Below are 25,632 nucleotides of genomic sequence, written 5' to 3' on the forward strand. Positions count from 1 at the left end.
CTCTCCAATAAAGTTTGTTACTGGTTCAAAGCTGGCAAATCATTTAATGATAGACTCATTAACGCTTTCGCTGTTCAGTTTTCAAAGAGCATTTTGTCGAACGTTTTACATCTTATCACGTTCGTTATTAGCGAGTCAAGAAGTTTTTTATCGAATCTCGTTTTCTTTTCTCGTATTTTGTCGTCGTTCTTGGCGACAAGTAATAATCTATCATATCTAAAAAGAGAATACAAGACCTTTTTTACTAGTTTTTTTAAAAAGATAGCAAAAATAAAAAAGCCCCTATAAAAATAGGGACTTTAACAGGCCTACTGCGCTGTATACCCGCCGTCAATGACAACAGCCTGACCCGTGATACCTGACGCTTTCTTGCTAGCTAAAAAGGCAGCGTAGTTCGCTACTTCCTTTACTTGCAGCAGTCGCTTCTGCGGCACCAGCGGGTAGATGACTTCTTCCATCACCTTTTCCAACGGCACACTTCTTGTCTTAGCCAAATCCGCTAATTGGTTTTGTACCAACGGCGTATCGACATACCCCGGACAAATGGCATTTACCGTAATACCAGCCGCTGCACCTTCCAAGGCTGCAACCTTAGTAAGCCCGATGACTCCGTGTTTGGCACTGTTGTACGCTGCCTTCCCCGCAAAGCCAATCAACCCGTTGATTGAAGCCATATTGATGATACGGCCATGACCTTGTTGCTTCATAATAGGGAACACGTGTTTAATCGCAACAAAAGGCGCTGTCAGCATAATACTGAGCATTTGTTCAAATTTTGCAGTCGGAAACTCTTCTATTGGAGAGACAAATTGCAATCCGGCATTATTCACTAAGATATCGAGTCTGCCAAAAATCTTGACTGTCTGCTGGATGCACTCCTGCATTTGTACCTCGTCGGTGACATTACAACCAAAGCTGATTGCTTCGTGACCTTCCTTTTGCAATTGGGCCGCTGCTGCTTCCGCTGATTCCCCATTCAAGTCCAATATGACGACTTTTGCCCCTTCCTCAGCAAACGTCCGGGCAATCTCCAATCCAATTCCGCTCGCAGCCCCTGTTACTACCGCTACCTGCTGCTCCAATAACTTCTCCATACCCTACTATCTCCTCTCCTGCTCCTGATTTTCTCTGTCTATAAAACTGCTGATCTCTGATGAAAATTAGAAAATAGAAACGGCAAATGCCAGAATGAACACGACAGCTGTTTTCAAAACCGTAATCGCAAAAATGTCTTTGTACGATTGACGATGAGTCAAACCAGTAATCGCGAGCAATGTAATGACCGCTCCGTTGTGCGGCAATGTGTCCATACCACCGGAAGACATCGAGGCAATACGGTGCAGCAACTCAGGGCTGATTCCCGCAGCATTTGCCATCTCTAGGTATTGCTTGCTCATAACCTCCAGCGCGATCGACATACCACCCGACGCTGAACCTGTCACACCTGCCAGTACGTTTACAGCCAGCGCCTCAGAAACCAACGGATGATCACTTGCTCCCATAATCCAGCCTTGGATGAGTTTGAAGCCCGGCAATGTTTTCACAACGTTTCCGAACCCAACTTCGGAAGCAGTGTTGAAGATCGCCAAGAGAGAGCCCATCGCGGCTGCCGTCAAACCACTCGCCAGCTTGTTTTTTACTTGCTTCACATTGATTAAAATTGCAGCAATAATTCCAAGACAGAGCGAAATAATCAGTGACCAAGAAGATACAACGTTTTTCACTTTCTCAATCTTAAATGATTCTTTGAGGATCCCCGGATCGTACCACGTCTCTACTGTCCAAATCCCTCTGCTGAACATATAGTTACCCACGAGCACCAGCGCCAACGGGAGAATCGCAACCCAGATGTTCATGTAGGATTCATTTTTGATCAGCTCTGGCTCGTTCGTATGTCCCTCGCCGTAGCCTTCCCCAGCAGCGGCAGCTTGCTTGCGTCTGCGCTCCAGCCATAGCATCCCGCCAATGAAAACCATGATGGCGCCAATCGTTCCAAGAACAGGTGCAGCATAAGCATCCGTACCAAAATAAGTCGTAGGAATGATGTTTTGAATCTGTGGTGTACCTGGCAAGGCGTCCATCGTATACGTAAAAGCCCCGAGCGCAATCGTTCCTGGAATGAGACGCTTCGGAATATTGGCTTCACGGAAAATCGCAGCGGCAAACGGATACACAGCAAATGCCACAACGAACAGGGAAACCCCGCCATACGTCAAAATCGAACATGCCAGAACGACAGCCAAGATCGCACGATTGGAGCCAAGTGCCTTTACAATCGTGTGGGCAATGGACGAGGCAGCACCGCTCAACTCCATGACTTTTCCGAAAATGGCACCCAGTAAGAAAATAGGGAAGAATGATTTCACATAGTTTGCTGCATTCGTCATAAAGGTTTCGGTGTAGCTCGGCAGCAGAGAGATCCCGGAAAGGACAACGGCTAGCAGCGTAAAAATAGGGGCAAATACGATAACAGGATAGCCCCGATACGCAAAAAACATCAGGAGACCGAGCGAAATCAAGATGGATAACACTTCGATGATCATATAATTCTCCTTTCAATTTTCTCCTCCGGTTACAGAGGAGATTGTGTGTATTCACTTGAAGAAAACGCTTTCATATCCAACTCAATTGCATAGACCATGCCAACTCCAGCCGATTCCAGAAAAATCGCTCAACCATACCCGTTCATCGTGCCTGGACTGTTGGCAAGCAGATGATAGCGCTTGCAATTTTTCCGGATTTCCGGAATCTTTTGTCCGGTTTCATGGAATCTAGCAAAAATCTGCCCGCTTTTTCGGGAATCTGCTCAAGGAAGGCTACTGGGTTTAAGCGAGAGGTCATCTTGCTCTATTCCAGAAAACCGGAATCTAGCAAAACATTATTCCTGCAGATGAAAAAAGCCGCGAACCTGGCTCAACGCCACATCCCCGACTTATACACGCCTCGACTACTGGTACTTCTCCCACTTTTCGTAAAAGCTGGACTTGCTGATTTGCAGCAGCTTGGCGGCGGTGAGCTTGTTCCCCCCTGCTTGCTGCATCGCTTGGCGAAGTGCTTCCTGCTCAGCCTCTTCTAGGACTTGTTTCAATGGTCGAACGGCATGCGTTGGAACCGACAAGGACGTAAGCGCCCCTTCGTCAGATACAGGCAGCCAAACATGCTCCTTTTTCAGGACATCGTCTTCGAGTAGATGAAGGGCTCGTTCCAGCACGTTTTTCAACTCCCGTACATTGCCTGGCCAGGAGTAGCCCCGAAGTACGTTCCACACCTCTTCATCAATGGCCCTGACCGCAACGCCAGTGGACTCGCCAAGTTGTTTGAGCAGATTCGAAACCAGCTCCGGCAAATCCTCCAGACGCTCGCGCAACGGAGGGATCGAGAGTGACACGACATTCAACCGATAATAGAGGTCCGCCCGAAACTTCCCTTCCTTGATGCTTTGAAGCATGTCCGAATTCGTGGAAGCAATCACTCGCACATCGATTGGCGTCGTCCGAACAGCACCTACCCGCTCGACTTCTTTTTCCTGCAAAACACGCAGTAGCTTGGCTTGTAGCGGCAACGGCATGTCCCCGATCTCATCCAACAGAATGGTTCCGTGGTTAGCCAGCTCGAACTTTCCTTTTTTTCCGCGGCGAACAGCTCCGGTAAACGCTCCTTCTTCATAGCCAAACAGCTCTGATTCCAGTAAAGAATCCGGAATAGCGGCACAATTCACCCGAATGAAAGGACCCATTTTGCGCTTGCTCTCGGCATGAATGGCGTGGGCAAACAGCTCCTTGCCCGTCCCACTTTCGCCTGTGATGAGCACAGTCGAATCGCTTTTCGCAACTTTCTGAGAAAATTTCTTAAGCTCCTGCAGCTTCTGGCTGTACCCGACGATTTGATCAAAATGATAGGTAGCCCCCATCCGCCGCCGCAGCTCTTTCTTATAATAGGTCAGCTCATCCTTCAGTTGAGCAACCATCGCAGCCAAAGCAGTAAGCTCTTGCACATCCTGGAACAGCACCGTTCCCAGAACGGCAATCACTTTACCTTCGTCCATAATCGGGATGCGATGCGCAATCATGTTCTGTCCTTTTATATGCTGAATGTCGGCGATCTCGGCAACGCCAGCCTGACCGACAATATGCATCCGCGTGTTTTCGATGACATCCGTCACTGGCTGTCCGATCACGTCCTGTACATTAAGAAATTTCCGATAGCTCCGATTCAATAAGAGTATTTTTCCGTCCTTGTCCGTTACGATCATCGGTTCATGGGCATTTTCAAAAACGACCTCAAGCAATTTGCTCATCTGCTGGAGATTCCAATCCAAAACCGGCTCCCCCTTTGTCTGAATGCTGCTGTGTCGAACGTTCGTTCACTACTCGTTACGTTAAAATTATACAGGAACGATCAGGGGAGGTGTGCTTTTTCATAAAGGCTGTGTTATCTAGGCTGCTCTTGTAATTGCTTGACCAATCGCTTGGGAGCCGCGCACATATAGCCTTCCCGTATGTAATCCTCGATTTCACCATAGCTAGTCACGTTTTTGTCCAGGATCGAAACCCAGCCGTGATGACCGATGTACGGTGTCTTGTAAAAGTGCTCCTGTGTTAGCAAAATCTCTTGGGTTGTCTTCAACACCTTCACAGAAAAGGAGGGGCCTTCAGTGCCCCCCTCTCCCAAAATGACAAACGGCTTATCGTTTACGCGAAACGATGTATGTCCAAAAGCATCTACCTGCTCCGATACTTCTGGCAACCGCATCGCCAGCTCGCGAACAGCAGCCACCATATTCAAACCTTCTATAGAAGAAATCTGTTCGTGCACCATCTGGTCCAAGCCTCCCTTTGCTTCCAAACGCTTATATACCAGTCTGTTCTGTACTTTGCACTACGTTTCCTTCCCTCATACGATAAAGCGGCAAAATAAAGCTGAGACCAATAATCATCAGGAATCCAGCGATCCCATATATGACTGCGAGCGAAAGATGCAGCTTCAATACCCCCGTGATACTCATCATGACGACCATGGAGCCTGTAAACAACGGGGTCAGTATTCCATTCACCCGACCGATAAAGGTACTCTCGGTATTTTTAAGCAGCATGGTGTTGATTCCAATTTGAATGGAGGGCAAGAGCAATCCCGCGATGAACTGGGCAACAAGCGTCAGCCACAGATTCGTGGACATCCCACAAATCGCTACTGCGACCGCATTTCCAAGAAGTCCCATGACCAATAACTTTTGCGGTGGAATCGTTTTGGCAGCTGCCATCGTCATGGCCCCTCCTGCAATCATCCCCACACCTTGGGCGGTAATTAACCATTGCAAGCTTTCTTTTGGCAATTGCAGTTGTTCAGTCACGATAAAAATCCCAAGCGGCTGAATCATTCCCAATGAGAAACCCACTGCCAAAAAGCAAAAGCCAAGCATTGACAATACGCGACTGGATAACACATAACGAATCCCGCTGACCATCTCCCCAAGCAGTGCCGTTTCTTGCTGCTCTTCTTTCTCGACACGATCTGGCGGCAACAAATACAGGACGCCGGCCGCAGAGAGGAACGCAACTGCCGTGATGACCATGGCAACCTCCATCCCCCATTGCTGGAACACAAACGTACCGACAATTGGACCAAATACCATGAAAATCGCGAAAATAGTCTGGTACGCTGACATTCCTACCTGAAGTTGTTCACCAGGTACATGCAGCTTGAACAGCTTCATTCCGGACGGTTGGGAAAACTGAGAAAGAATGGCTGAAATGAGTGTGGCAAAAAAGATGGCCTTCCACGAGCCGTAAACGAAGGTAAGCAGCACTCCGACAACCGATAGAGCACTGAGTAGCTCACACCAGACCATCGTTTTTCTCGGTTTCCAGCGATCAGCAAACGTACCAGCAAGAAAGGAAAACAGAAAGATTGGTGCATATTCCGCCACAGAAATCATGGAGACAGCGAACGGATCGCCTCCTGTATGATCCATCACAAAGAGCAGAATCGCCATGTTGCGCACCCATACTCCGATTTGCAACAGAAATGCTGATAACAAAATAGCCCTGACATAGCGGTTTTTCAAAACATTTGACATAAAAAAGCCTCCTTATCCATTGCGATCTGGACAGGAGGCTACGCATATTATCGTCAAAAAGACATAGAAACCCTTTGGTGAGTCTAAAAAGGATCTACCATCTATTCGCCAATATGCACATACTACACCTATCCAAAAACGCATCGTTTTATCCGATTAGTTTTGTTGGAAATAGGAGTTAGCAGATCATTGGCTTAATGGTCACCCTTTCTTGTAGAATGACCCAAGGTTACCACAAAAAGTAATCCTGTGACAAGAAAAATTCACTTGATCTTGTCCTATGCCTTGTCGACAAGTGTGATGCGCTCTACTGCAGGAATGCGCGGCTGTGCGTTAGGGATCGCGGCTGGATAACCGATATGCAGGTTCCCCAGCACTTTTTCTCCTGGTCGAATGCCCATCGCTTCACGGAATTCCGGCTCGTGAATCCACGGGTACGTCTCCCACGTCAGACCGATGCCTTTTTCCCACGCCAGCAAGCTAAAGTTATGAATGACAATGCTGGTCGAAGCGAAATCGTCCTGACGCGTAATCAGGTTCGGACTTTCTTCCATGATGACCGTCATCAGCATCGGAATCGCCATGATTTTATTGTAAAACTTCTCGCCGACTTCTTTCTTTTTCGCAGGATCAATCTCCCGCTTTTCCTTCATGATCCGCACGGCCTCGGCGATTCTTCTCTTGCCGTCCCCGTACGTCACAATAAAGCGCCACGGTTGTGTCATGTGATAATTCGGTGCCCACACGGCTGTATCCATCAGTTCAGTAACCAGCGTAGGGTCTACCTCACGATCTGTAAAGCGATGAATCGAGCGACGCTCTCTAATCAATTTGGCCAGTTCCATTTCTGTCTCCTCCTTCTCATTCCAGAGCCATTGCAACGCCCCCGGAAATCTGGCGTTTGCACATTTGCTCAAATGATCCGCTCCTTCGTCAATGAACAGGACGAGCTGATCTGCTGTGAAGCCACTATCAGCTAATATCTCATGCGCTTCTTTTGTCAGCGGAACCATTTGTTTCTGGATGTTTTGCTTTTTGGCGCCTTCCTTACTGCCAACATCCATATAGATGCGCAGCCCGGAATGGTACATTTTCTTTTCCCGCATAAACGGAACCATGCCCTCATACCAATACGATCCCGAGATGCTGCCGATTTTCGTGAAAACATCCGGATATTGGTGCGCAGCGTACATCGAGATCAAGCCACCAAGCGAAAATCCGATGATCCCTGTTTTCTCCGGCCTAGGGTCTGTCCTGTACTTGCTGTCGATATACGCCTTACATTCATTGGCGACGTAAGAAAGATACGCATCTCCTTGCCCGCCAAAATCAATGTTGCGCTCAGGAGAGATCGCTTTGGAAAACCAAGGCGTATAGTCATCCCTGCGGTTTCCTGGCTGGATGCCGACGAGAATCAGCTCAGGAATTTTTCCCTCTGCAAACTGATCTTCGATTACATCGAGTGCAGTACTAAACGCAGGATCAAACAAGTCACCGCCATCATGGACATACATGACGGGAAAACGGGACGTACTCTTGTCATAGGATGGCGGCAAATATACGAGCAGTGCTCGGTGATGGCATACGTCTGCAAACAATTGTCCCTTCACAATTTGCACGTCCCCTCTTTATTTTTTTCTTCTACTCAGTAGATAGAAGAAATACGGTACACCGATGATCGAAATGACGATACCCACTGGCAGTTCAATGGGTGTGAACACAGTTTTGCCGATAAAGTCAGCCGCCACGACCATGAGCATCCCGATTGTTCCCGACAAGGGAAGAACATACCTGTGCTGGATTCCCGTCAGACGCTTCGCAATATGCGGTGCCATCAAGCCGACGAATCCGATGCCTCCGGAAACTGAGACACACGCGCTCACGATGCCAATACTCGACAGCAGGAGAGTATTACGCTCCTTTTCCACAGACACACCCAGATTCTTGACGGACTCCTCGCTCAATTGAAGCAAATCGAGAATATGCACCTTGCGCATCAAAACAGGAATGAGTATGACTAGCCATGGCAGCATCCCAGCAATATGCGTCCAGTTGGCACTCCAAATACTTCCCGAGAGCCATACGGTTGCCATTTCAAAATCATTGGGATTCATTTTTAACGAGAGATACAGTGACACGGCGCCCAATCCGGAGCCAATCGCGATCCCCACCAGAATCAGTCGTTGTGGGTCAAGCGCTCCGTTACGCCAGGCAAATAAATAAATTAGTCCAGCCGCAAGCAATCCGCCTGTTAAACCGAACAAAGGCATGGCCATGATGGAATACCAGCTCGCATCCATAAATTGTCCACCGAAGAAAAACATAAAGGCGACGATAGCGGCTCCTGCCCCAGCATTAATGCCCAGAATCCCCGGATCAGCCAGCCCGTTACGGGTGATCCCCTGAATGACGGTACCAGCGACCCCCAGACCAAAGCCGACCAACGCCGCAATAACAATCCGAGGCAAGCGAAAATCGAAAATAACCAAATCGTATTCCGCTACAGGATCAATACGCAATAACGTACGGATGACATCCATCACCGTCATGTCAAATACACCGTTGGTCAAACTCATATAAATCGCCAGCAAAATTAAGGCGATGTTGACGAATAACAGCAAACGAAATCTACCTTTTTGATTAGGCATGCTTTCCCCCTCCTCTCTTGTAAATCAAATAGAGGAAGAACGGAACGCCAATAAAAGCCGTTACCACGCCGATTGGGGTCTCAAACGGACTATTCATAAATCGGCTGAGAACGTCAGACAAGGCAAGGAAAATACCGCCCAGTAATCCTGCACATGGAATGATCCATCGATAATCGAGACCTACCAAAAAGCGGGTAATATGCGGAATAATCAGCCCGACAAAGGCGATTTTTCCTGCCATCGCTACGGAAATGCCTGTCAGAATGACAACAGCTGTCGTTGCCAGCACTTTGACCATCACCGTTCTCTGTCCGAGACCTCGAGATACTTCGTCTCCCAAGGACAAGATCGTAATCGATTTGGACAAAAGAAGTGCGAGGACAATACCGACGATGGCAAAAGGAACCGCCAGCTTCACCAACCCAGGCTCCAAGAGATGTAGCCTTGCATTGTACCAGAAGCTGACATTTTGTGAGACTTGAAAATAAGTAGAAATCGCGGCTGAAATGCTGCTCAGAAAGGTACCCGTAATCGTACCGATGACCGCCATCCCTACTGGCGTCAAGCCGTTCGGCAATAGTCGGGAAAAAGCGAGAACCATCGCGACCGCAAGTGCTGAACCGATCAAGGACATGGTAATCATCGTGACACTCGTAGCGGATGGAATGAAAACCATGCACAGCGTAACAGCAAAAACCGAACCATCAGACACGCCCATAATAGAGGGGGACGCGAGGTAATTCCTCGTCATCCCCTGCATCAACGCTCCTGATATCGCTAAAAATGCTCCGATCATGAGTGCGCCCAAGACTCTCGGCAAGCGAGAGTGCATGACAATTTGATGATCGACATTCCCTTCATCAAAGGCAAAGAAAGCTTGATAAATCGTCCCCGCATCAATCGGCTTCGCTCCGTAATGAATGGAGAGCAAGATTGTAAGCAGGATCACCACTGGCGAAACGGCTAGTATGATCATGGAAGTTGCTTTTTTGGATTGCATAGCTTACCCTCGCCCACTTTTACTTGGCAGACAATTTTTCTACAGCCGCCTTCAGGAATTGTGTTTTACTCCAAGCAGTACCGCCTTGTGCGAGAGGATCAACCACGTTTACGTAAACATTGCCGTTTTTCACTGCATTCACGCTCTTCCAAATCGGGTTGTTCTGCAAATCTTCCAATGCGTTTGGCTTGTCTTTATTCTCGTCTGGAGAGAATTGAATGAACAGGTAGTCCGGGTTGATCTGGCTGAACTTCTCCATGGAGATAATTTCTTGTGCCTTCGCTGCTTTTACTTCTTCAGGTGCAGTCAAACCAAGGTCTGCGTACAGAGCTGGGTTGAAGAACACCTTCTCTGGATAGATGTTGATATTTCCTTGGCGCAGACGAATCACGAGTACTTTTTTATCCTTCAAGCTCTCGCCCCATTTTGCTTTGGTTGCTTCTGCCTCTGCTTTGTACGCTTGGAGCGCTTTTTCGGCTTCCGCTTGTTTCCCAGTCAGCTCACCCAGCAACTGCAGATTCGCTTCCCAGTTGGTCGAAATGTGGGACACAGGGAAGGTAGGCGCAATTTTGTTCAATTTCTCAGCCATCTCGGGCGGGAATTTACTGCTTCCCAGAATGACATCAGGCTTCAAGTACAGGATGGTTTCCAGGTTCGGTTGGATTTTTTCCCCGATGGATGTGGCTTCGCCCGTAATCGGTGCAAACATCTCCGGGAATTTACCGCCTACAGAAATCGCTCCTACAGGTTTCACGTTCAGTACCAACGAATCTTCCATGGACTCCATGCTGCCTACAATGGCGATCCGCTCTGTTTTGCTAGGGACGGTGTATTCTTTATCCAAATATTTGATCGTGCGTGTCTCTGCTTTATTGGCATCATCGGCTGGCTTTTCTGCTGTAGCTGTTGTCGCAGGTGCTGCCGTAGGTGCAGTCGTGTTATTCGCTGCTTCTTTTCCTCCACCGCACGCTGTCAGAGCCAATGTCAGCGCTGCAATACTCAAGCCTAGGTATATCTTTTTCATTCTTGAAAGACCCCTCTCAGAAATGTAATGTTTCACTCCATATGAGTGATAACGATTATCATTCGTGATTATAATGCATCCACTCATGCCCGACCATGGACGAAATCCAGAATCAACATGGACGATCTCCTGAAAGCAATCTCACACTCTCTTCCACGATCCGTTCATGAGCCGTTGCCGAGTATTCCCGCCAGGGGTCGGACGTAATGACATGCGCCCGATTGTTGCGGACTGCTTCGATCTCTTGCCATGGTCCCGATGCTTTCAAGGCTTGGAAGCATGCCAGCGTTTCAGCCTCTTGGCAAACCAACAGCAGCAAGCGATCTGGCGCGAGTGCAGCTAATTCCTGTACGGTCACAAGCTGGTCGTACTCGTTCTGTTCCGAGACAAAAGCAGGCTTGACTTGCAGATCCTGATAAAACACTTCATTCATACTGCGATTGCAGTGGACATAGAGCTGGTTTTTCAAAATCCGCACGATGAGCACCGTTTCATCGTCTAGAACATGTTGAAGCTTTGCCCGGGCCCTCTTCACCTTTTTCTCATACTCGCAAAGCCAATGATTGGCTTCCACGGACTCACCTAAAAAGTCTGCCATAAGCTGCAGTTGTTCTTTCCATCCCCGCTCTTCAAAGGGTACATACAAGGTGGGCGCTATCTCGTTCAGTTGCTTCTGTTCCTGCAAACTCGTCTCGTCCAAGCCAATGATCACGTCCGGCTTGGCATCGCGAAGCATTTCGATGTTGGCTTTCCAATTCTGATTAATTCGAAACGCGCTCAGATGTATCGGGATATCGTTTCGATAGCTGTGATGATAGTAAGCCGTCCATTTCGGGTGCAGTGGCGCCGCGTAAGGAATCATTTTCAAAGCCAGCAAATGCCCGATGATGGTAGAGCCGTACGCCGCAATTTTTCGTTGGCGGCTTTTCATATAGAGAGTGGGTGAAACTCCGACAGCTTTCTTGAATTTTCGACTAAAGTAAAACTCGTCGTTGTAACCCACTTGATGAGCGATATCGCGCAGCTTGGCATGCGACTGCACCATCATCTGCTTCGCTCGGCTGATGCGTAGCTCTGCCAAATAGTCCATAGCTGAGATGCCATACGTTTTTTTGAACAGATCGACGAAATATTTTGGACTCACATCTGCGATGCGAGCCAGCTGTTCAATCGTCACATTTTCCGAGTAATACTCTTCCATATGCGCGCGTGCCCGTTCCAGCGCCATTCCAGAATCTGTGGCCGAGAAGTGAGCATGCTTGACGATGTGGTACCATAGCTCTTGAAAAGTGTGTTGACCTCGAAAGCGCTCGAGCGCCGTCTCCTGCTTCCATAGATTCTGGATCAAATCACAATAGACAGGAAGCTGCCCTGCCGATTGGACAGAGATCTCTCCCCGAAAAGGAAACAGATGCTTTTCCCGAAGGGCTTGGAAGCGCCGATGTCTGTCTCTCGTTTCCATAAAGACATCAAAACGAAGCATGTACATCTCCAAATGATCAGCCGAATCAGGGACGATGCCAAACGTAAGCATAGGAGGACATACGTAAATCGCGTCCTGCCGCAATTGGTACTCCTCGTCCTCCAGTCGCAGGCGCCCTCGTCCCCCGGTTACTACCAGCAAAATATGCGAATGAGTGAATTGTTGGCGTAGTCGGTCATGTCCTTGTGCTTTGAGCCATGTAATGTCACGCAGCTTAAAAATGGCTTCTGCCATGGTCTTCTCTGTGAATTGTTGAACCAAGGCTTGTGTTTCGTTCATGTTCTCACCTCTGCCCGATCCTCTATGTAAATATTGATAATCATTCTCATTATCATCAATAGAGAAAGTATATCAAAAGTGACGCTTGCTTCCTATCAGGAATATTTAATCGAATTGAACCGATAACTTTAACGTGGTATGGTACGTACCAATAGAAAGGGAACGACGGGAGGGAGTGTCCGTGGAATGTAAAGTTGTCGGATTGGAATTGGGAGCCGATGACTACATGACCAAACCGTTTGATCTGCGTGAGGTAGTAGCGCGGTTCAAAGACTGAAACCATTCAACATTACGGAGTGAAAATGAAGATATGAAACGATATGTTCTACCTTTTGTCTCTAGCCTCGTCGCGATTACTTTTGTGACAGGGTGCACCTCTGCCTCTGATCAACTGACAGTAAAGGACCCTACCCCACCTGCAACGGAAAACACTGGGCAGCCTCCTGCTGATGCGACCAAAGGCGAAAAGCCTGCCGATGATTTGCTCAAGCAGTTCACCGTACTAGCTGCACAAGCCAAGGAAGCGAAAGAGCTAACTGCCTTTTTGGATCAGCACCTGGCGAAAACGGACACGAAAACTGCCGATCAACTATTTTGGGCACTCGAGCAGTATTATGAAAAACATTTGCCTACGATAAACGATAACTTCAAGGCACTCCTCGCCCAGCCGGGAAATGCGGATAAGCTGTATGCCTTGCAATACCCTTACGATTTCAACAAGCTAGAAGGCGATGACAGCTTCAAGCAATGGCTCCTCAATCAAACAGAGGGCGGACTCGTCTTACAGGCAACGAATGACATGTCCTTCTACTGGCAAGTGGATTACAAAGCACTGCAAAAATATGCCTCTTCGCTCGGTGAGGAAGGGAAGGACTACTTGTCCATTCAAGAAACAGAAACGGGCAAACCGTATTTGGGTGACGGCGGGTTGCAAATCACGCGGGCCGAGCTCGGACCCAGAATGGTTGAAGTCGAAGAGTATTTGGTTGACTACCGCAGCAGCCCACGTGCAGTGAAGCTCCGTACGCTCTATATCGACTATCTCAAAGCATATTTGTCTAATTACCGTTACGATGCCATTGACGAAGCAACCATGAAGCTGCTCCCTGCCGTCAAGGAAGAGTATCAGAACTTTGCCAAGAAATATGACGCTACGAAAACAGGACAGATCGTCAGGGATTACTTGAGCGAGGTCGCTAAAAACAATGACGTGATCTTTGAACCCGGCAAGCCTGGCGAAAGCATCATCGGAGAAGCAAAGCCGAACATTAGTCAGTTCTTGAACGGGCTCGAGGTGCGGATTGCTCGGACGATGAATCCTTAAAAAACAAGTCATTTTCGTTGCTGTAGTGGAGGAGAGGGAACAGGAGAAAACGCTCAGCTTCTAGGGCCACCCCCTGGGAGATTGACTGCCCGACTCCATGCAAAAAGCGAAACCGCGTCCAAAGTGGTCCAATCTGGAAGCATCTCAGAGGTGGACGCTTAAGGGCGTGTTTCGCTTTTTGCATTACGTCTCGGTCGGTGTCCCTAAGATCTTCGCTGTTTTCTCCTGTTCCCTCTTACAAGCTGCTTGTTTTTTTCGGTAGTTGATGGAGAGAAAAAAACCTCTATTGTTCTACCGCGGAAGTCTCGAACAAATAAAAAATGTAATCGGAGGAAGCTCCCGCGTGATCCATTTGTCTGAGCATGGCGGAGATATTGCCTCGGTGATAGGTTCCGTGGTTGGCGACGTGTTGGACGATGTCGGCATAGCGAGCATGAACCGTGCCCAATGCTGGGTGCGTATAAGCCGAGGTGTCTTCCATCGAGATTTGCCCGAAGAAATCTCTGAACTGCTGGGCTGATTCGGCAAACAATTTTCGCAGCTCGCGTACGTTCTTTCCTTTTAATTCCTGCAAGAGAACCCCTACTTTTGGTCCTACCTCTTCGTAGCTCTCCCCCTTCATAGCCAACAACCAAACATAATCCGTCTTGAGAATGTGAGCCAACGTCTGGGTGATGGTCGGAAACACACTCGGAACCTCCTGTTCGCTTACTCCCTCTGGTACCTCCTGCAACCGCTCGAATACCTTTTCGTTTGCCCATACATGATATTCGTACAAACGCAATGCTTCATGCTTCATAATCAACCTGCCTCCATTCACCTTTTCCATCTCTTCTTTGCTTTCAATATAAATCAACTCTACTGACAAAAATGGTCAGTGAATTCACGTCGACTGATAAAAATGAAATAAATCAGCAGCGATGGCGGCCAATCGCTCTTTTACAAAAGCTGGTTCTTCAACTTGAATAGATTTTCCGTATGGCAAAAGATAATGAGGAAGGATCGAATGAGCCATTTGCTCATCTACTTGAAAGATCACCTGTGCCTCGCTGCGCTCGATCACAGAATGTCCGAGATACCAATGCCTGCACAAATCGGCGAGTGACTGTGTTCTTCCTTTGACTTTGATCATAATGGTGCTTCCCTGCTTGTCTGCTTCCGGTAGTAAATTCGAGAGAAAAAAATGGCGCGCAGAAAATTCAGGAGGGCGTTGAAAGCTGGCTTCTGTACGTTGGATCTCATAGACACGATCTGCACGAAAGCTGCGAATGGTACTACGGAGATGGCAATAGGCAACGATATACCAGTTTCCCTTCCAATAAACGAGCCCGTATGGATCGATGTGACGCATCTGTCTCGTTGTCTGGTAGGCTTTCTGATACTCCATCGAAAGGGTGTACCCATTGGCAACAGACAGCTCCAGTTCCTGTAGGGTAGATTCGAGAGAAGGATCAACAGGAGGCTGGATCACCTCGAAGCCGATACTATGTCGGTCAATCGCGTCACGCTGCTCTTCATTTGTGTAACGTTTTAGCTTGGAAATGGCCCGGTGTAAATCTGCTCCGAAGGGATACCCGGCCTCTTGGGCAAAAGCCGCTGCATGAATCAGGGCTTTTTGCTCGTTGAGGTCGAAAAACAGCGGAGCTTCATTGAAATGCTGAAGTAAACTGTAGCCACCATTGTGTCCGGCATCGGAAATGATGGGTACACCGCTCGCACACAGTGAATCAATATAGCGATAAACGGTGCGAATATTAATCTCGAGAATCTCTGCCAATTGCTTGGCTGTCATACGCTTGCCGGTCTTCAACAGCCACAAAATGGAGAGCATATTATCGGCTTTGGACATTTTCTGATTCGCTCCCCTGAAAGAAATCTTCTGATTCTACTAATTACCACAGATTTCAATCCATTTCCTCTATCTGCCCCTTCTCCTTTTCTCGACAGGATCGCTTCTTTCTCGATAAGCTGCCAGTTGAAACATGGTGGAAACGGTTGAGAAGGTATATGTCTGCTCACTTAACACCTCAATGACATAGGGCAAGGCGTCCATACTCCCCTTTAGCGTGTCTTTCGTACCGCCAGCGGAATGTTGAAGCACGACTGCGCCTGGGGTGGCATGTCCCAAGATGTTTCTAGCTACCTGTGGGCCGGTGAGACCTTTCCAATCCCAACTATCTATATCCCACAAAATCATTTCGTAGTCACTCGCGGCAAGCAGCTGGATGACCTCCTCATTCACTGCTCCATATGGCGGTCGAACCATCCGAGGTCTCACACCTACTACCTTTTCGATCTGATCTGAGGTATGTTCTACCTGCTCATGAACAGCCAAGAGAGGTATTTTCGTAAAGTCAGGGTGATCCCAACTATGGTTTCCTACCAAGTGACCTTCCTTTACGATCCGCTCCAGTATTTTTGGGTTGTACTTCACCATTTGTCCCACACAGAAGAATGTTGCCTTTACCTGATAGTGGGCTAATATGTCTAACACACGAGGCGTCCACAACTGATCCGGTCCATCATCAAAAGTGAGCGCGATTTCCTTTGACTGATTGAGCTTGTTCACAAGCGTTCCCCCTATAAGCCAGTATTCTGCTGTATTGATGCATAGTATGACTGGGCTCTCATTTGGTAACGCTAAAAAAGCCCCTATTCTGGGCTTTTGGCAAAATTCAGGAAAAGATCTGTATGGATAGGCAATGTATAAAAAAATTTTTTAACAACAGTTAATGAATATAGTATAATGATGATAATGATTTTCATTTTCGCAAAAATTTATACTAGTGCGTATTCAAAAAGTCGACTTTTTGGACTACCTCTACTAGAGAGATTGTTGGATATACATGGTGGGTGAATCACGACAAAGCATGCTCGAAAGGGAGGATTATATGGGAAAAGTTTTAGAAGTAAAAGATTTGCATGTGTCATTCGATACGTATGCAGGTGAAGTCAAAGCAGTACGAGGCGTCTCCTTTGATCTGGAAAGAGGAGAAACGCTGGCGATTGTTGGGGAATCTGGTTCCGGTAAATCCGTAACTTCACAAGCACTTATGCGCCTCATTCCTTCTCCTCCTGGACGCATTCCAAAAGGACAAGTTCTTTTTGAAGGAAGAGATTTGGTTACGCTTTCCGAAAAAGAAATGCAGGATGTTCGCGGTCGCGATATCTCGATGATTTTCCAAGACCCGATGACTTCCTTGAATCCGACGATGACTATCGGGAACCAAATCATGGAGAGCTTCATCAAGCACCAAAAGCTGAACCGTGCAGAAGCGCGCAACCGTGCTATTGAACTGTTGGAAATGGTAGGGATTCCATTTGCCAAAGAACGTGTCGATCAATACCCGCACCAGTTTTCTGGTGGGATGCGTCAACGGATTGTCATTGCCATCGCACTGGCCTGCAATCCAAAAATTATCATCGCCGATGAGCCGACAACTGCTCTGGACGTATCGATTCAAGCGCAGATTTTGGAGCTGCTGAAGGAACTACAAAAGAAGATGGGTACCTCGATCATCTTTATTACGCATGACCTCGGTGTCGTTGCTAACATGGCAGACCGTGTAGCGGTTATGTATGCAGGTAAAATTGTGGAAATCGGTAAAGTCGATGAAATTTTCTACGACCCTAAGCACCCGTATACATGGGGTCTATTAGGTTCTATGCCTAGCCTCGATGCAAGCGATGACGAGCTGATGTCCATTCCTGGATCGCCGCCTGACATGTTCAAGCCACCTGTAGGTGATGCCTTTGCAGCTCGTAACCCATTTGCGTTGAAGGTCGATCTCGAATATGAACCACCGATGTTCAAAATCTCCGATACGCACTATGCGGCAACATGGCTCCTGCATGAAATGGCACCTGACATCAAACCGCCTGCTTCGGCTGTGAGACGAAAAGTCAATTCTGATGATGCGACTGAGGCTCCAGTAAGCACCAAAAAAACGTTCAACTACGAGAACCGTGAAAAGCTGGTTGAAGTCAAAGATTTGAAACAGCATTTTGACCTTGGGAATGGTCATACGCTGAAAGCTGTAGATGGTATCACCTTTGACATCTACAAAGGGGAAATCTTCGGTCTTGTGGGTGAATCCGGTTGCGGTAAATCCACTACCGGACGGACCATCCTTCGCCTGTACGATGCAACTGGCGGAGAGGTCTTGTTCGATGGACAAAGTGTACACGGAAAGAAAACACTCGAAGAAAAGAAATGGCTCAACCGCAAAATCCAGATGATTTTCCAAGACCCGTACTCATCGTTGAATCCACGTCTGACTGTATCCGATATTATTGCGGAAGGTCTGGACATTCATCGTCTGGCGAACAAGGAAGCACGCATCGCAAAGGTACACGAGCTGTTGGAAACTGTTGGCCTCAACCGCGAGCACGCAAACCGTTATCCGCATGAGTTCAGCGGCGGACAGCGCCAACGGATCGGGATCGCACGGGCATTGGCTGTTGATCCGGAATTCATCATTGCCGATGAACCGATCTCTGCCCTCGACGTGTCCATTCAGGCGCAGGTCATTAACCTGCTCAAGCGCCTGCAAAAAGAAAAAGGCCTGACTTATCTGTTCATCGCCCATGACCTTTCCATGGTTAAATACATCAGTGATCGCATTGGTGTTATGTACCGCGGACGTATTGTGGAGCTGGCAGAAAGTAATCGCCTGTACGAGAATCCGATTCATCCGTACACCAAATCGTTGCTCTCTGCAATTCCATTGCCAGACCCTGATTATGAGCGCAACCGTAAGCGCATCGTTTTCGATGATCAGGAATATTTGCGAGATCAAGGGGAAGAACGCGTCTTGCGTGAAATTGAGCGCGGTCACTTTGTCGCTTGCACCCAGAAAGAATTCGAAAGATACGGCGACGGCGTCTTGGTGTAAACCATCTACAAAAGAAAAGGGAGAGAGCTTCGACAGCTCATCTCCCTTTTTTATTTAGTCCTTCATTCGCAATAGTCTCATGCTGTTTAAGATGACCAGTAATGCGGCTCCCGTGTCACTGAGCACCGCCAGCCACAAGGTTAGATAGCCAGGGAAGATCAGCACGAGTGCGACCAGCTTTACGATGATCGAAAACCAGATGTTTTGCTTGATAATCGTGAGTGCTTTTCTGCTGACCTTCATCGTGTGCGGCAGCTTTTCGAGATTGTCAGCCATCAGTACGATATCCGCGGTTTCCATTGCCGTATCAGTGCCAGCTCCACCCATGGCAATCCCCAAGTCAGCTGATGCGAGAGCAGGCGCATCGTTGATCCCGTCACCCACCATGGCGACGACCTTGCCTTCTTGCTGTAGTCGCTTGACCGCCTCTACCTTATCTTGTGGCAGCAGCTCTGCAAAATAACGATTTACACCAGTCTGACTCGCTACTTTTTTCGCCGTACCCTCATTGTCACCAGTCAGCATCACGATGTCTTCGATACCTGCGGCCTTGAGCTTGCCAATGGCACTAACCGTAATCTCACGAATGGTATCGGCAACAGCAATCATCCCGATCAATTTCGTTGCGGTACCGATAACCACCAGCGTATGTCCTTCACTCTGCAACGACTCGATTTTCGTTTGCCATGCCGACAGATCGACTCCCAGCTCTTGAAACAGGGCGGGCTTCCCTGCATAAAATGTCTCGGTTCCAATGACAGCGCTCGCCCCTTTTCCGACAATCGCCTTGAAATCTTGCCCACTCTGGGAAGCGACCTGCTTTTGTTTCGCATAAGTGAGAATCGCTTGTGCAATCGGATGGGAAGAACGCTCTTCAATCGTTCTGGCGATCGACACTACCTCGTCTTCGCTTCCCTCCATCTCGATAACTGCTGCAACCTGTGGTTTTCCTTCCGTCAATGTGCCCGTTTTATCGAAGGCAATTGCATTGATCGCTCCTGCCTTTTCCAAAAACGTACCGCCCTTGATCAGGACACCGTTTCTCGCTGCATTTCCAATCGCGGACACAATCGCAACTGGCGTGGAAATAACCAGTGCGCACGGGCAAGCAACAACCAGCAGCTCAAGCCCTCTGTAAAACCATTCTCCCCAAGTACCGAGTCCAAGTAATGGCGGGAATACGATCACGAACAAAGCGAGCACGAGCACGATTGGCGTATAGATCGCAGCGAATTTGTCGACGAACGCCTGAGTAGGCGCTTTTTTCTCCTGCGCTTCCTCCACGAGATGAATGATTCTGGCAATCGCCGTATCCTCCACCAGCTTTGTTACCTTGATCTCCACCGCGCCGCTTTCGTTGACACTCCCTGCAAAAACACTGTCGCCGACCAGCTTATCTACGGGAATCGATTCACCTGTAATCGGGGCCTGATTGACGCTCGATGTCCCATGTACGATGACACCATCCAGCGGGATTTTCTCTCCCGGCTTCACTACGATGACTTGGCCGACAGCGATGTCCTCAACTGGCTTGCGGGAAAGAGACTCCCCCACCTTGACCCATGCCTCGGGCGGAGCCAAATCCATCAGATTGCGTATGGAGTCGCGCGTTTTTTCAATCGACTTGGTCTGCAACAAGTTTCCGATGGAAAAGAGCCAGACGACCGTCGCACCCTCCAGCCACTCACCGATTAATGCTGCACCTACAGCCGCAACAGACATCAATACGTTCATATCCAGTGAACCGCTTTTGATCGCGTAAAAAGCACTGCGCGCAGGTCGGTAGCCGCCACTTATGATCGACAACGCATAGAGTACAGTAACGACCAGCGGAGATATGCTAGGCGATAAGGAACCTAGAAAACCGAGAGCCAACAGCACACCGGAAATCGTCGTCAGTACCGTCCCTGCCTGATCCGTTTTCGGTACTGCTTTGGCCGTGCGTCTCGTAAGCAGCATGGCACTGTATCCGGCCTTAGCGACTTCCTTGACTACCACATCTTCTCCCAGCCCATCCGTGACGAGCTGCATTTTACCCGTGGAAAAGTTCACGTTTACTTCTTTTACGGCAGGCAACGTCTGCATATGCTTTTCCAGCGATTTGGCGCACGAACTGCAATCCATACCTGTAACGCGATAGACAACAGCCTGTGAAGAAAGAATGCCTGCGCTTTCTGTTGCTGTTGCCACAGCCGCAGGCTCGAGAACCGTGAGAATTTTACCAGCATGCTTATGCTCACTTCCGCATTGATGCCCACTGCAACACTCATCTTTTTTTCGTTCTTCTGCCATTTGTTCTCACCTTTTTCCAAGCATCTATTTTGCCCAGCTTCAAATGAAATCAATCCACAAACATTCAAACAAATATTTAATTATAATATTATCGCATCCTTTTGGTTCGTTCAAGAATTGATTTGAATATTTCGCCCATTTTTTTACAGATCGAGAATAAGAAAAAGACCCCTATTACTAGGAGTCTTGTTACTTGGTACGGGCTTCTACTGGTGTTGGGGTGGTCTGCCAACGCTCCCCACAGTCCAGACATTTGCACTTGATTACTTTACGCTTTTCTAATGCAAGACGAACGGCAAACAGGATAAAGGCCCCTGATAGTCCGAGGAACAAAAAGATGACAGGAGTCCCTTTCACCGAAATGCCGATCAAGGCAAGCACTGCCAAAACCGCTACATAAATGGTTATGTATAATGGCTTATTGATCGAATCCGTAAAATCGATCTTTGCAGAACGGCACTTCGGGCACTTTGGCTGCGCACTCATGGTATTCTCTCCCCATTTCTTGGATCATGTACATCTTACACGAAAACAGAGAGGCACACTACACTGCCATGAAAATGTCGTTTTTCCTTTTCACTTTCTCCGCGAATGTCTATAATAGTAGGACATTGTAGAGCATGAGGTGATGGATACAGTGGATGACATCTGTGAAATCCAATGTTTTGATGAGGAAAAAGTAAATCGGTTAAAGCCGCTCGCCACAGAATCAGAAGGGGTAGCAAAAATCTTCAAGGCGTTGGCCGATGACACCCGCGCAAAAATCATTCACATCCTCTCGATGGAAGACGAGCTCTGTGTCTGTGATGTGGCTGCTATCATCGGAAGCTCGATCGCTAACACCTCCCACCATCTGCGGCTTCTTCGCAACATGGGACTAGCCAAGTATCGAAAAGAAGGAAAGCTCGTTTTTTACTCGTTGGATGATGACCATGTACGCCATCTCATATCTGCGGGGATTGAACACGCCAAAGAACAGAAAACGATTGTCCGAGCTACCTGATGCTCGGGCTTTTTTGTTACTCCCGCATTTTAAACATTTGATTAACCATGGCGATTTACACTCGTTTTCCGGGTAAAACGCTGCCTGATCGCCTCTATTCCCACAAATATAAGGAAGTAACATATACTGGCGAACACCAAAACCGTTGCCTGCGGATAAAACAATGCAGCATGCGGATCAACACTCATTAGCCATTGGAAAAACACAGGCACATAGCCGATGACAGCATATCCCCCGAAACGCACAGCGTATTTTTTCCACCCGAACAAGTGTGATCGACTCACTAGCCAGTCCACGAATACCGACAACCATAAGAAGACAATCAGGTTCAATGCCATACTTATAAGTACGCCCAACAAATACTCTTGCCCGAACCCGAACGGCGCGCTTGGATCACGGTAGTTATAGATGATCAATGCAGCATACAGACCGGTAATAAAAGGGGATATGACTGCGGCGATTATACGCATGCCGATATTCATGGAAATCACTCCCTTGCTTCGCTTCGTTATGATTCGATTGTCGTTCTCGCAGTAGGATGCTCACCCGTCGGTAGGCTGACCGTAGCCGTTGTCCCTTCGCCTATACGGCTTTGAAGATGTATGCTGCCTTTTGCAACCTGCAAAATTTTTTGCACGATAGAAAGACCGAGACCGCTTCCCGTCGCTTCTCGATTGCGTGACTTGTCTCCTTTGTAAAAACGGTCAAAGACATGCTCCTGCTCTTCTTCTGACATGCCGATCCCCGTATCCCGAATGGTCACGACAATTCGCGTATCCTTCTGTATCGCAATGGAAATAGAGCCAGCCGTTGGGGTGAATTTGATACTATTGGCAAGCAGGTTCATCCATACTTGATTGAGCAGTTGCTTGTCACCCACGATGAAGGTCTCCGGTAAAGTCAGCTCCATCGCGAGCTTTTTTTGTTGCCACTGATGCTGCAAAACTAAGAGGACTTGCCTGATCTGCTCATCCAGACGAAAACGTGTCGGTTCGTACAGACCTGTCTCTTTGTCCAGGGAAGCGAGCGTCAACAGCTGCTTGCTCAAGGAAGACAGCCGCCTGCTCTCTTCTTCGATGATAGTCAAGTACGTCTCCCGCTGTTCGTTTGTCACACCACCGCTCCGGATGGCTTGAGAAAAGCCTTGGATCGATGTCAATGGAGACTGGATTTCATGAGAGACATTGGAGACAAACTCTTGGCGCATCTCGTCCAGTTGTTTGAGTGACTCTGTCATCCTGGCAAAATGCATGGCCAAATCGCCGATTTCGTCCCGGCGAGCGATGTCCAGGTGGATGTCGTACTGGCCTTCTGCCAGTTTTTTGGTCGCATGGCTCAGCTTCTCGATCGGCTTCACCAAATAACGGGTAAATATCAGGATCAGGATCAGGCTAAGTACAAACATCGCTGCCAGTAGCAAGGCAAACATAATATGCACCTCGCCAAACTGCTGCTCAATATTTGGCCGTACAAACAGGGCGTATTTTTTTCCTTCTGCTGTAAGCGGCAAGCCAATGCTGTTTGTCAACGTGTTTTCAAAAAATCCGGTCACAAACAAGCCGTGCTGTTCTTCTGTAATCCCTCTGTAAGTCTCACCCGCCAACACTTTTTGAACGATGGCAGGCTCTATCTGCTGATCGCGAAAAGGTGCTCCGAATTGGCTTACTGCGCCATTCTCATCCACGAGATGCATTTGAAAATTCAAATTGGCGACATGGGTCATGAAGGAGGGCAGGTCGAGCGACGATTTATGCTCGTACAAATCGATAATTTGCTGTCCGATGCTCGTGATTTTTTGTTCATTATAAGCGCGCAGATTTCGTTGATAATACTCATTTGCCAACAAAAAACCAAGTGTGCCGCTGATCAGTACAATTGCGACGAAGGTAAGAACTACCCGGACGTAAAGAGTTTTCACGCGCCTCGTACCTCCAGCTTGTAGCCTAAGCCGCGAACGGTAGAAATGACAAAGTCATTTGTTTTCTCCGTAAATTTCTCTCGCAGCCGCTTAATATGCACATCGATGGTACGACTATCACTCTCGGTGTCGCCACCCCACACGAGCTCCAATAGTTGATCTCGGGTAAAAATCCGATCAGGAAAACTGGCAAGCTGGGCAAGCAGTTCAAATTCCTTTAACGGTAAATGAATCAACTCTTCTTTCACCTTCACGACATGGCTGATACGATCGATGACGGTATCGTTCATGACGATGATTTGTTTGCTGACCATCTGATAGCGACGCAGCAAGGCCTTGATGCGGTACAGCAATTCGGTAGGCTCAAATGGCTTGGTCAAATAATCATCCGTCCCCGCCAAAAAACCTTTTTCTTTATCCCGCACCTCTCCCTTTGCCGTTAGCATAATAACAGGGAGGTCGTAAAACTCCCGTATCTCCCGGCACAGCTCCCAACCGTTTTTGCCTGGCATCATCACATCCACGATGGCGAGCTGGACAGATTCCTGTTCCAACAGCTGCGAAGCCTCATTTCCATCTACACAAGCCAAGACGTTGTATCCCTCTTTTGCTAAGTAAAATCGCAATAGCTCACGTACGTGTGGATCGTCATCTGCAATCAGAATTGTCAGTTTCATCAAGCTGGCCCCCTTGTTACTCCGCCCTCTGGTTATCCTGCTTCATTATTTTGAATGATACTCACTTGTCTACCATCCTGCAAATCATCAATGCCTTGCACCTATCTACGCGGATCAATAGTAAAGAAGCAATATGAACAAGAGATGAACGAATACTGCTGGCCCTTGAATACTCTTACACATTTGATTAAATCTGCGGGAAGCATACTCTTTTCCCGGAAAAACAGCCGTTTGCGCACACAAAAAAGCGGCAGACACCTAGGCCCGCCGCTCTTGAGTGTTTTTTCGGAAATATTCCAGCTGCTTCAGAGTTAAACTCACCTAGCTTTAATGAACGGAAAGCAGAACGCAATAAACTTATTCAAAATAAAGCGAAGAAAATGATCGAGGAATACAACAAAACCGCAAACTCCCCACAATAATAAAAAAAACCGGTTTTCACCAAAGTAATGGTGATGCAACTCATTTCCGGGCCGGTCCTCTCTGGCTACACTTCATGCCTACGCCTTTGGATCTTCCCCTGGCTGCCGCCACCTTTCCACCCGTAGATGTGCTACGGTTTACCTTTGATGGAAAAAACAGCAACCGTTCATAAATCCGGTTGCTGTTGCATCTCTCATTTCGGTTACTCAACATACTATGTACAACATTGTGCTACTTTCAATTCATCACTTCTTCTTATCCATAAAGACCCATCTTCTTTGATCATATAATCTATTTTATTACTCTTTAAAGCTTCTATCTGTTCTGAGGATGCTCCATCAGAAATTCTATAGTAATCGTTTCCAGTCCCCACATATAAAAATCCAAATACTAGCACCACAACTATTGCTGTTGCAGCCAAAGACACGGTTAATTTACTCTTCATAAATATCACCTTCTTTCAAAAAGGAGAATCAGGAATGATTATTCCTGATTCTCAGGTTGTAGATAAACACTACTTTTTGTTTCAAGACAAAATTAGACTTGTGTGGAGTTAGGTCCGAAGGACAAAAATAAGATAGCGTTTCCGG

Annotated in this window: 22 protein-coding genes and 1 pseudogene; 4 read left to right on the forward strand and 19 right to left on the reverse strand. The window is 47.8% G+C overall.

What is annotated here, in order from left to right:
* Nucleotides 1-308: 308 nt before the first annotated feature.
* The 10 genes from ACFVS2_RS34220 to ACFVS2_RS34265 form a co-directional block, all read right to left on the reverse strand.
* Nucleotides 309-1,094, reverse strand: a complete 786-nt coding sequence (locus ACFVS2_RS34220; RefSeq protein ID WP_390241076.1) for a 3-hydroxybutyrate dehydrogenase — start codon at nucleotides 1,092-1,094, stop codon at nucleotides 309-311.
* A 66-nt stretch (nucleotides 1,095-1,160) separates the two neighbouring features.
* A complete protein-coding gene (locus ACFVS2_RS34225) occupies nucleotides 1,161-2,543 on the reverse strand; it encodes a GntP family permease (protein WP_390241079.1) in 1,383 nt (460 codons plus the stop codon).
* Nucleotides 2,544-2,947: 404 nt separating this feature from the next.
* Nucleotides 2,948-4,318 (reverse strand): sigma-54 interaction domain-containing protein, encoded by a 1,371-nt coding sequence (locus ACFVS2_RS34230; protein WP_173621088.1) that lies wholly within the window; start codon nucleotides 4,316-4,318, stop codon nucleotides 2,948-2,950.
* Nucleotides 4,319-4,431: 113 nt separating this feature from the next.
* A complete protein-coding gene (locus ACFVS2_RS34235; RefSeq protein ID WP_390241082.1) occupies nucleotides 4,432-4,818 on the reverse strand; it encodes an MmcQ/YjbR family DNA-binding protein in 387 nt (128 codons plus the stop codon).
* A gap of 31 nt (nucleotides 4,819-4,849) precedes the next feature.
* Nucleotides 4,850-6,076, reverse strand: a complete 1,227-nt coding sequence (locus tag ACFVS2_RS34240; protein ID WP_173621090.1) for an MFS transporter — start codon at nucleotides 6,074-6,076, stop codon at nucleotides 4,850-4,852.
* A gap of 278 nt (nucleotides 6,077-6,354) precedes the next feature.
* Complete coding sequence (locus ACFVS2_RS34245; RefSeq protein WP_390241085.1) at nucleotides 6,355-7,686, reverse strand: alpha/beta hydrolase-fold protein; 1,332 nt, start codon at nucleotides 7,684-7,686, stop codon at nucleotides 6,355-6,357.
* Between the two features lie 18 nt (nucleotides 7,687-7,704).
* Nucleotides 7,705-8,724, reverse strand: coding sequence for a FecCD family ABC transporter permease (locus ACFVS2_RS34250; RefSeq protein ID WP_390241088.1), 1,020 nt, complete (start codon nucleotides 8,722-8,724; stop codon nucleotides 7,705-7,707).
* Nucleotides 8,717-9,724: a FecCD family ABC transporter permease gene (locus ACFVS2_RS34255; RefSeq protein WP_007724922.1), complete on the reverse strand. Its 1,008-nt coding sequence runs from the start codon at nucleotides 9,722-9,724 to the stop codon at nucleotides 8,717-8,719. The genes ACFVS2_RS34250 and ACFVS2_RS34255 overlap by 8 nt, the downstream gene beginning before the upstream one ends.
* A gap of 19 nt (nucleotides 9,725-9,743) precedes the next feature.
* Complete coding sequence (locus tag ACFVS2_RS34260) at nucleotides 9,744-10,748, reverse strand: ABC transporter substrate-binding protein (protein WP_390241091.1); 1,005 nt, start codon at nucleotides 10,746-10,748, stop codon at nucleotides 9,744-9,746.
* Nucleotides 10,749-10,860: 112 nt separating this feature from the next.
* The gene (locus ACFVS2_RS34265) at nucleotides 10,861-12,510 is read right to left on the reverse strand and encodes an ABC transporter substrate-binding protein (RefSeq protein WP_390241094.1); all 1,650 of its coding nucleotides are present in this window, start codon (nucleotides 12,508-12,510) and stop codon (nucleotides 10,861-10,863) included.
* A gap of 190 nt (nucleotides 12,511-12,700) precedes the next feature.
* On the opposite strand from ACFVS2_RS34265, the pseudogene ACFVS2_RS34270 reads away from it, so the two are divergent.
* Both ACFVS2_RS34270 and ACFVS2_RS34275 read left to right on the forward strand, forming a co-directional pair.
* A pseudogene (locus ACFVS2_RS34270) lies at nucleotides 12,701-12,781 on the forward strand (DNA-binding response regulator); the annotation flags it as partial.
* Nucleotides 12,782-12,820: 39 nt separating this feature from the next.
* On the forward strand, nucleotides 12,821-13,834 hold the full coding sequence (locus tag ACFVS2_RS34275) for an ATP-binding protein (RefSeq protein ID WP_390241097.1): 1,014 nt from the start codon (nucleotides 12,821-12,823) through the stop codon (nucleotides 13,832-13,834).
* Between the two features lie 283 nt (nucleotides 13,835-14,117).
* Here ACFVS2_RS34275 and ACFVS2_RS34280 read toward each other — a convergent pair whose 3' ends face one another.
* The 3 genes from ACFVS2_RS34280 to ACFVS2_RS34290 form a co-directional block, all read right to left on the reverse strand.
* Nucleotides 14,118-14,633: a DinB family protein gene (locus ACFVS2_RS34280; RefSeq protein ID WP_173621096.1), complete on the reverse strand. Its 516-nt coding sequence runs from the start codon at nucleotides 14,631-14,633 to the stop codon at nucleotides 14,118-14,120.
* Between the two features lie 84 nt (nucleotides 14,634-14,717).
* Complete coding sequence (locus ACFVS2_RS34285; RefSeq protein ID WP_390241100.1) at nucleotides 14,718-15,683, reverse strand: helix-turn-helix transcriptional regulator; 966 nt, start codon at nucleotides 15,681-15,683, stop codon at nucleotides 14,718-14,720.
* Between the two features lie 69 nt (nucleotides 15,684-15,752).
* Nucleotides 15,753-16,403, reverse strand: coding sequence for a polysaccharide deacetylase family protein (locus tag ACFVS2_RS34290; protein ID WP_390241103.1), 651 nt, complete (start codon nucleotides 16,401-16,403; stop codon nucleotides 15,753-15,755).
* 322 nt (nucleotides 16,404-16,725) lie between these two features.
* On the opposite strand from ACFVS2_RS34290, the gene ACFVS2_RS34295 reads away from it, so the two are divergent.
* Nucleotides 16,726-18,729, forward strand: coding sequence for an ABC transporter ATP-binding protein (locus ACFVS2_RS34295; RefSeq protein ID WP_390241106.1), 2,004 nt, complete (start codon nucleotides 16,726-16,728; stop codon nucleotides 18,727-18,729).
* Nucleotides 18,730-18,783: 54 nt separating this feature from the next.
* Here the strand turns inward: ACFVS2_RS34295 and ACFVS2_RS34300 are convergent, their stop codons facing one another.
* Nucleotides 18,784-21,021 carry a heavy metal translocating P-type ATPase gene (locus ACFVS2_RS34300; protein ID WP_390241109.1) on the reverse strand — a complete coding sequence of 746 codons (2,238 nt, stop codon included), beginning with the start codon at nucleotides 21,019-21,021 and terminating at the stop codon, nucleotides 18,784-18,786.
* 189 nt (nucleotides 21,022-21,210) lie between these two features.
* Complete coding sequence (locus ACFVS2_RS34305; RefSeq protein ID WP_173621100.1) at nucleotides 21,211-21,507, reverse strand: hypothetical protein; 297 nt, start codon at nucleotides 21,505-21,507, stop codon at nucleotides 21,211-21,213.
* Between the two features lie 142 nt (nucleotides 21,508-21,649).
* Between ACFVS2_RS34305 and ACFVS2_RS34310 the strand changes: the two genes are divergently transcribed.
* Entirely contained in the window at nucleotides 21,650-22,024 is a 375-nt protein-coding gene (locus tag ACFVS2_RS34310; protein ID WP_007724888.1) for an ArsR/SmtB family transcription factor, read from the forward strand.
* Nucleotides 22,025-22,065: 41 nt separating this feature from the next.
* Here the strand turns inward: ACFVS2_RS34310 and ACFVS2_RS34315 are convergent, their stop codons facing one another.
* The 4 genes from ACFVS2_RS34315 to ACFVS2_RS34330 form a co-directional block, all read right to left on the reverse strand.
* Nucleotides 22,066-22,506: a hypothetical protein gene (locus ACFVS2_RS34315; RefSeq protein ID WP_390241112.1), complete on the reverse strand. Its 441-nt coding sequence runs from the start codon at nucleotides 22,504-22,506 to the stop codon at nucleotides 22,066-22,068.
* Between the two features lie 26 nt (nucleotides 22,507-22,532).
* Nucleotides 22,533-23,942, reverse strand: a complete 1,410-nt coding sequence (locus ACFVS2_RS34320; protein WP_390241114.1) for a sensor histidine kinase — start codon at nucleotides 23,940-23,942, stop codon at nucleotides 22,533-22,535.
* Nucleotides 23,939-24,619 (reverse strand): response regulator transcription factor, encoded by a 681-nt coding sequence (locus tag ACFVS2_RS34325; protein ID WP_390241116.1) that lies wholly within the window; start codon nucleotides 24,617-24,619, stop codon nucleotides 23,939-23,941. The genes ACFVS2_RS34320 and ACFVS2_RS34325 overlap by 4 nt, the downstream gene beginning before the upstream one ends.
* Nucleotides 24,620-25,256: 637 nt before the next feature.
* Nucleotides 25,257-25,487, reverse strand: coding sequence for a hypothetical protein (locus ACFVS2_RS34330; protein ID WP_390241118.1), 231 nt, complete (start codon nucleotides 25,485-25,487; stop codon nucleotides 25,257-25,259).
* Between the last annotated feature and the right edge of the window lie 145 nt (nucleotides 25,488-25,632).

The sequence above is a fragment of the Brevibacillus sp. NPDC058079 genome (assembly GCF_042885155.1).
GTDB lineage: Bacteria > Bacillota > Bacilli > Brevibacillales > Brevibacillaceae > Brevibacillus.

Excerpts from the sequence above, each read along its gene's own strand:
- ACFVS2_RS34310 (WP_007724888.1), top strand. The coding sequence starts at position 21,650 with ATGGATACAGTGGATGACATCTGTGAAATCCAATGTTTTGATGAGGAA.
- ACFVS2_RS34250 (WP_390241088.1), bottom strand. The coding sequence starts at position 8,724 with ATGCCTAATCAAAAAGGTAGATTTCGTTTGCTGTTATTCGTCAACATC.
- ACFVS2_RS34285 (WP_390241100.1), bottom strand. The coding sequence starts at position 15,683 with ATGTCCAAAGCCGATAATATGCTCTCCATTTTGTGGCTGTTGAAGACC.
- ACFVS2_RS34315 (WP_390241112.1), bottom strand. The coding sequence starts at position 22,506 with ATGAATATCGGCATGCGTATAATCGCCGCAGTCATATCCCCTTTTATT.
- ACFVS2_RS34325 (WP_390241116.1), bottom strand. The coding sequence starts at position 24,619 with ATGAAACTGACAATTCTGATTGCAGATGACGATCCACACGTACGTGAG.
- ACFVS2_RS34265 (WP_390241094.1), bottom strand. The coding sequence starts at position 12,510 with ATGAACGAAACACAAGCCTTGGTTCAACAATTCACAGAGAAGACCATG.
- ACFVS2_RS34330 (WP_390241118.1), bottom strand. The coding sequence starts at position 25,487 with ATGAAGAGTAAATTAACCGTGTCTTTGGCTGCAACAGCAATAGTTGTG.
- ACFVS2_RS34235 (WP_390241082.1), bottom strand. The coding sequence starts at position 4,818 with ATGGTGCACGAACAGATTTCTTCTATAGAAGGTTTGAATATGGTGGCT.
- ACFVS2_RS34300 (WP_390241109.1), bottom strand. The coding sequence starts at position 21,021 with ATGGCAGAAGAACGAAAAAAAGATGAGTGTTGCAGTGGGCATCAATGC.
- ACFVS2_RS34295 (WP_390241106.1), top strand. The coding sequence starts at position 16,726 with ATGGGAAAAGTTTTAGAAGTAAAAGATTTGCATGTGTCATTCGATACG.
- ACFVS2_RS34220 (WP_390241076.1), bottom strand. The coding sequence starts at position 1,094 with ATGGAGAAGTTATTGGAGCAGCAGGTAGCGGTAGTAACAGGGGCTGCG.
- ACFVS2_RS34225 (WP_390241079.1), bottom strand. The coding sequence starts at position 2,543 with ATGATCATCGAAGTGTTATCCATCTTGATTTCGCTCGGTCTCCTGATG.
- ACFVS2_RS34255 (WP_007724922.1), bottom strand. The coding sequence starts at position 9,724 with ATGCAATCCAAAAAAGCAACTTCCATGATCATACTAGCCGTTTCGCCA.
- ACFVS2_RS34240 (WP_173621090.1), bottom strand. The coding sequence starts at position 6,076 with ATGTCAAATGTTTTGAAAAACCGCTATGTCAGGGCTATTTTGTTATCA.
- ACFVS2_RS34275 (WP_390241097.1), top strand. The coding sequence starts at position 12,821 with ATGAAACGATATGTTCTACCTTTTGTCTCTAGCCTCGTCGCGATTACT.
- ACFVS2_RS34305 (WP_173621100.1), bottom strand. The coding sequence starts at position 21,507 with ATGAGTGCGCAGCCAAAGTGCCCGAAGTGCCGTTCTGCAAAGATCGAT.
- ACFVS2_RS34280 (WP_173621096.1), bottom strand. The coding sequence starts at position 14,633 with ATGAAGCATGAAGCATTGCGTTTGTACGAATATCATGTATGGGCAAAC.
- ACFVS2_RS34260 (WP_390241091.1), bottom strand. The coding sequence starts at position 10,748 with ATGAAAAAGATATACCTAGGCTTGAGTATTGCAGCGCTGACATTGGCT.